The 5,725-nt window shown below is 27.9% G+C and carries 5 protein-coding genes; 3 read left to right on the top strand and 2 right to left on the bottom strand.

The features are described 5' to 3' along the window. The first annotated feature begins 343 nt into the window (after positions 1 to 343). From WBN21_RS12560 to WBN21_RS12570, 3 genes are read left to right on the top strand one after another with little or no spacing between them, the layout of a single operon-like run. On the top strand, positions 344 to 1,027 hold the full coding sequence (locus tag WBN21_RS12560; protein ID WP_424200797.1) for a cell division ATP-binding protein FtsE: 684 nt from the start codon (positions 344 to 346) through the stop codon (positions 1,025 to 1,027). 18 nt (positions 1,028 to 1,045) lie between these two features. Further along, complete coding sequence (locus WBN21_RS12565) at positions 1,046 to 1,915, top strand: glycosyltransferase family 2 protein (protein WP_424200799.1); 870 nt, start codon at positions 1,046 to 1,048, stop codon at positions 1,913 to 1,915. Next, positions 1,912 to 2,865 carry a glycosyltransferase family 2 protein gene (locus WBN21_RS12570; protein ID WP_424200801.1) on the top strand — a complete coding sequence of 318 codons (954 nt, stop codon included), beginning with the start codon at positions 1,912 to 1,914 and terminating at the stop codon, positions 2,863 to 2,865. Before WBN21_RS12565 ends, WBN21_RS12570 begins: the two co-directional genes overlap by 4 nt. A gap of 1 nt (position 2,866) precedes the next feature. Here WBN21_RS12570 and WBN21_RS12575 read toward each other — a convergent pair whose 3' ends face one another. Then, positions 2,867 to 3,934 (bottom strand): glycosyltransferase, encoded by a 1,068-nt coding sequence (locus WBN21_RS12575; protein ID WP_424200803.1) that lies wholly within the window; start codon positions 3,932 to 3,934, stop codon positions 2,867 to 2,869. A gap of 32 nt (positions 3,935 to 3,966) precedes the next feature. Next, the gene (locus WBN21_RS12580; protein ID WP_424200805.1) at positions 3,967 to 5,046 is read right to left on the bottom strand and encodes a phosphoethanolamine transferase; all 1,080 of its coding nucleotides are present in this window, start codon (positions 5,044 to 5,046) and stop codon (positions 3,967 to 3,969) included. Positions 5,047 to 5,725 lie beyond the last annotated feature (679 nt).

The raw sequence follows: 5,725 nt of genomic DNA on the forward strand, positions 1-5,725 counted from the left end.
GTTATTAAATGTTAAAGAAAGTTGGAAGACCGAAGACGGAAGACGGAAGTTTTGGTTGAAACTACATGAAGTCTTTAGTATCTAGATTTATGTTTTTGGAATGCATGTGAAAAAAGGGATGATGGAAGAGGAAGCCCGAAGAACGAAGCTCGAAGTTTTGGTTGAAACTACATGAAGTCTTTAGTATCTAAATTTATGTTTTTGGAATGCATGTGAAAAAAGGGACGATAGAATACTGTTGACTGAAGACTGTAGACTTTTTTTATTCTTTTTACGTTTAGCTTTTACTTTCAAGTTTTAAATAATACATTTACAACAGTCAAAAAAATCTTCGTTTACTATTATGTCGAATCCAATTTTACAATTAAAAAACGCTTCTATTTTTCAAGGTGAAAGCTTGGTTCTTTCTAATGTTAATGTAGAAATTAACAAAGGAGATTTTGTATATTTAATTGGAAAAACGGGTACTGGAAAAAGTAGTTTTATGAAAACACTTTATGGCGATTTACCTTTAACTGAAGGCGAAGGTCATATTGTAGATTTTGATTTGAAAAACCTAAAAGAAAAAGAGATTCCTTTTTTGCGACGAAAGTTAGGTGTGGTTTTTCAAGATTTTAAATTACTTACCGATAGAACTATTAATGACAACCTAATATTTGTTTTAAAAGCTACTGGCTGGAAAGACAAGGATAAAATGAAAACGCGGGTTGAAGAAGTTTTAAGCAAAGTGGACATGAAAACAAAAGGTTTTAAATTTCCGCATGAGCTATCTGGTGGCGAACAACAACGTGTGGCTATTGCAAGGGCTTTGTTAAATAACCCAGAGCTTATTCTTGCAGATGAACCTACTGGAAATTTAGACCCACAAACCAGCGTTGAAGTCATGGAAGTGCTTCAAGACATAAACAAAAACGGCAACACTATTTTAATGGCAACTCATGATTATGCTTTGCTACTTAAATACCCAAGCAAAACTTTAAAATGTGATGAAAATCAGGTTTATGAGGTGGTGCAGCGTAAAGGATAGCATTCAAAAAACAAATTCATGATTGGATTGAGCATTTGTATTCCTGTACATAACTTTAACTGCATCGAATCAGTTAAGGCGCTTTGCGAACAAATAGAAAATCTTACCACTAAAGCTGAAATAATAGTAATTGATGATGCCTCAAGCATTGCTCTAAATGAATTAGAAAATTTTGATAACCCCAACTATAGCTTCGAAAAATTAAGCAAGAATTTAGGAAGAGCTAAAATTCGAAATCTTTTAGGCAAAAAAGCAAAATTTAGTCATCTTCTCTTTATTGACGGCGACTCTGGAATTCCAGAAAATTTTTTAAAAACTTATATTGAAACTATAAAAAAACACCCAGAAGCTGTTATTTGCGGAGGACGATTGCATAAGTTAATTGCCAACTCAAAAAAATGCTTGAGGTATCATTATGGGGTAAAATATGAAGACTCAAAGGCTTTAGATAGACAGAAGGAACCTTATAATGGGTTTATGACGAATAATTTTATTGTTACAAAAAACATTTTAGTACGCATCCCATTTAATGAAACGATAAACACATACGGTCATGAAGATACTTTTTTTGGTTTTGAATTAGAAACGAATGGTATTTCCATTATTCATATTGATAATCCGGTTACCCATTTAGAATTAGAATCTAATAATATATTTATAAAAAAAACAAAACAAGCTATTGAAAACTTAGTCTTTTTAAAAAATCAATATCCTAGTTTTAATTCCCATAGTACACTACTAAAAAAGGCCAATCGATTTTATTTTTTAAAACCAATAGCTCCAATATTATCAAAAGGTTTTGCGTTTTTAGCTAATACAACTCAAAGTGTTTATAGTTTTCAGGTTTTTAAACTATTTTATATGATTTCAATAAATAATCAGAAATGAATACGACAAAACATATGCCTTTTTTCTCAGTAATAATTCCGCTGTATAACAAGGAAGGGTATATAGAAAGCACATTAAATAGTGTTTTAAAGCAATCTTTTAAAGATTTTGAAATTATAATAATTGATGATGGTAGTACAGATAAGAGTTTAGAAATTATATCCAAATTTGAAGATGATAGACTTACACTATTTAAGCAAAAAAATAGTGGCGCCTCCGTGGCAAGAAACAATGGTATTGAAAAAGCCAAAGGCAAATATATTAGTTTATTAGACGCTGATGACTCATGGTACACCAACCATTTATTAGAGTTAAAAAAACAAATAGATCTTTTCCCAGATGCTGGATTGTTTTGTAATAACTACGAAATTTATTTCTCTGAGAATTTAGTCCGTCCAGCGAAATTAAACTTTGAGTATAAAAATGATTGTTTGATAGTTAAAGATTTTTTTTTAGCAAGTATAACGCTTCCTGTAGCATGGACATCTGCAGTTGGCTTTTCAAAAGAAAAATTTAATTTAATTGGCGGGTTTCAGGAAAAATTTTCAGGAGCTGAAGATTTAGATTTATGGATTAGATTTGCATTAAATTATAACGTAGCATTTAATCCTGTAATCACCATGTCGTATAAGTTATATGTCGATGATAGTTTATCAACAAATGAATTTAACTCCATGCGGTATGATTTTATAAAAAGTTTTAATAAAGAAGAAAAAACAAATACTTCATTAAAATTATATTTAGATATTAATAGATATGCTTTAGCAATCAGGTGTTTATTAAATAATGAAGATGCCCTTTATAAAAGGGTAAAAAAAGAAATCAATTATAATAATTTAAATATTAAACAAAAACTTCTTTTAAATTGCCCAAAAACATTACTGAAATTAGCCAAACAATGTCATCTTTTTTTAGTTAAAAACGGACTTTATTTTTCTGCCAACAGTTAAATTAATCTAATAATTCTTTCCATTTTTTAGCAATATTCATTGTAGAAAATTTTTCAACACTAGCTTTAGCATTTTTTTTACACTTTAAATAAAGTGATTCATCCTCAACAAAAGTATTAAAAGCATTTGCTAAGGCAACTACGTTATGATTTTCGACTAATAGTCCATTATATCCATGTTTAATAATTTCATTGGGGCCAGATTTGCAATCGACTGAAATAACAGGGGTGCCACAACTTAAAGATTCGATTAACACCATTGGAAAACCTTCATGCCTACTGGTTAATGTTGTAAAAAAAGCCTTTTTAACATAAGGAAAAGGGTTTTCTAAAAATGGTATATGATTTACAAAAGATTCTAATTGTAAGTCTTTAATTAATTTCATCAAGAAAGTAACATCAACGCCATCCCCTATTATGTAAAATTTAATACCTTTTTGCGGCAATATAGAAGATTTATAAGCAGTTAAAGCCAAGCCTAAATTCTTAACACGTTCCTCAATACGCCCATAAAACAAAATATACTTATCATTAATTAAACCTGCTTCATTTGCCTGTTTAGTGATGTTTTCAATATTTGCTGGATTATAAATTTGTTCACAAGAATTAAACTCGTACTTAGCTTTTAGAGCTCGCTGAATTTCTTTACTTACAGCAACAATTTTTACTTTTTTGTATAGAATTTGAGCTAAAAAAATAGAATTAGGTAAATACTGTTTTAAATTATAACTATGAACTACAGAAATTATTTTTTTTGCCTTAAATACGTAATTATAAATAAAAAATTCTTTTAAAAATATTGGTCTTGTTCGATTATCAATGATAACATCAAAACTATGAAAGTTAAAATAAGATTTCAAAATTGATATTTTTCCAAAGTTCGATTTACTTTTTTTTAATTCTTTTTCTAGATTAAATATTTGACCAGAAAAATTATAATTTATTTCATCTTTTGTAATTAAAATATGAACTTCGAATCCTAGTTTAGAAATTATTTGAGAAAGTACTGCACTAAAGCGCTCAACACCTCCGTTTCCTAATGATGTGACTACTATACATACTTTATTCATAGAATTAACCTTAACCTTTTTAAGTAGTTATATTATTCAAAATAGACATCATAATCGATAGAATCTCTTACAATTCTATTTCTTTCTTTAAAATATTCACTAAATATACTACGAGTAGAATCAACTTCATCAGCCTTAACATCAACCAAATCAGCAATTGAGTGAAATAAGTCATCAATCATATATTTTGAGTTCAATTTTGGAAAAATCTTTTTACTAATTTTATATTTTTCAGAACACCATAATACCATTGGGATTTCATAAAGGTTTTTGGTTAAATTTTCATCTCTAAAATGCCCGTAAAACTCACTATTTTCATAGACTTCTTCTCCATGATCTGAAAAATATAAAACAAAGCTTTTAACATTACGTTTTCTAGTGGTTTCTATTACTTCATTTATAAAAAAGTCTGTATACCTAACAGCATTATCATAAGCGTTTATTTCATCGTAAACAACTTGTTTTTTGAAATTACTTTTTGGAATATCATTATTGAAAAAATTAAAACTCTCAGGATAACGGTATTTATAATTGAAATGAGTACCAAGTGAATGTAAAAAAATCACTTTTTTATGACCTTCTTCCTTTAAAATTTCATCTAATTTTTTTACTAAAACTTCATCAAAAATGGTTTTTTCTTGGGCACGCTTAATGTTCAAAAAATAAGATTTATCAGAACCTAACCCAATTTTAGTTACATGAGAATCATTAACTCCAATGGGATTTTGATTTGAAACCCAATACGTTTTAAATTTCGCTTGATTTAATAATTGTATAATGGAACCCTCAAATTTAGCTTGTGTATTTTCATAATTACCAAGTGTGAATGCTTTAGTTAAAGTTGCAATAGTGTATGTGTCGGGACTAATAACATTATTATAAACTAAAAGCTCATCATTAATACTTTCAAGTAAAGGTGTGGTATTTCTGTAATAATCATAAATTCCTAAATGTCCTCGCGCGGTAGATTCGCCGATAATAATAACATATACTTCTTGTTCATTTGAATCAAAGTTTTTGGAAACATTATTAAAATTTCCAATTTTATTTTTAGCGTATTGGTCTAACTTTTTGGCATCAGAAAAATATTCTACACTCGCCCTAACTGCCATATATGGCAAGTTATAAATTATTAATAGTGATAATTTTAAAAATACCAATAGACCAATAAAAAAAGCAAAAGCCTTTAATTTAAAAGGTTTCGATTTCTTTGAAATTTTAAAATCAATAGACCTTAAATTTATTAATGTAATTAGAATTATAATGAGAATTAATATTAGGAAAAAGATTATTTGATTATCAATATAAAATCCTAAAAACTCTTTTGTTTCTTCTGAATTTGTATCTAACAAAACAAAAATAGCTGACGAGCTAAAAGTGGTTTTAAACAAATAATAATAAATAGTTTCAATACCAATACTTATAGAAAAGCCTAAATAAAAAACAATGAAAATAAGTTTGTTTAATCGCTGATTTGTAATAATTAAATGTGGACAAATAAGTATGATTGCAAATAAAATATTTTCAATAATATTGCAAATTACTGACTCTGAAATAGTGTTTAAAATACAATCAAATAGGAATGCAATAGCAATAATTATGAAGTATTTAAAAAAAATCTTGAGAAAATTTTCATATCTATTTAATTTCTAAATCTCTAATTTAAAGCGCTTTTTGTTTTCCAAAAAAATTTCCTCTCAAAATATAAAGCACCACTAACAAAAACAAAATATACCTTACAAAATGTGCCATAACTACGCCTTCTGTCCCATAAATATCTATAAAATAAAC

Origin of the sequence: Algibacter sp., from assembly GCF_049667265.1 — a bacterium.
Classification (GTDB): domain Bacteria; phylum Bacteroidota; class Bacteroidia; order Flavobacteriales; family Flavobacteriaceae; genus Algibacter_B.

What these genes read in the sequence shown, in the direction of transcription:
- WBN21_RS12560 (WP_424200797.1), top strand. Translation starts at nt 344, where the DNA reads ATGTCGAATCCAATTTTACAATTAAAAAACGCTTCTATTTTTCAAGGT.
- WBN21_RS12565 (WP_424200799.1), top strand. Translation starts at nt 1,046, where the DNA reads ATGATTGGATTGAGCATTTGTATTCCTGTACATAACTTTAACTGCATC.
- WBN21_RS12570 (WP_424200801.1), top strand. Translation starts at nt 1,912, where the DNA reads ATGAATACGACAAAACATATGCCTTTTTTCTCAGTAATAATTCCGCTG.
- WBN21_RS12575 (WP_424200803.1), bottom strand. Translation starts at nt 3,934, where the DNA reads ATGAATAAAGTATGTATAGTAGTCACATCATTAGGAAACGGAGGTGTT.
- WBN21_RS12580 (WP_424200805.1), bottom strand. Translation starts at nt 5,046, where the DNA reads ATGGCAGTTAGGGCGAGTGTAGAATATTTTTCTGATGCCAAAAAGTTA.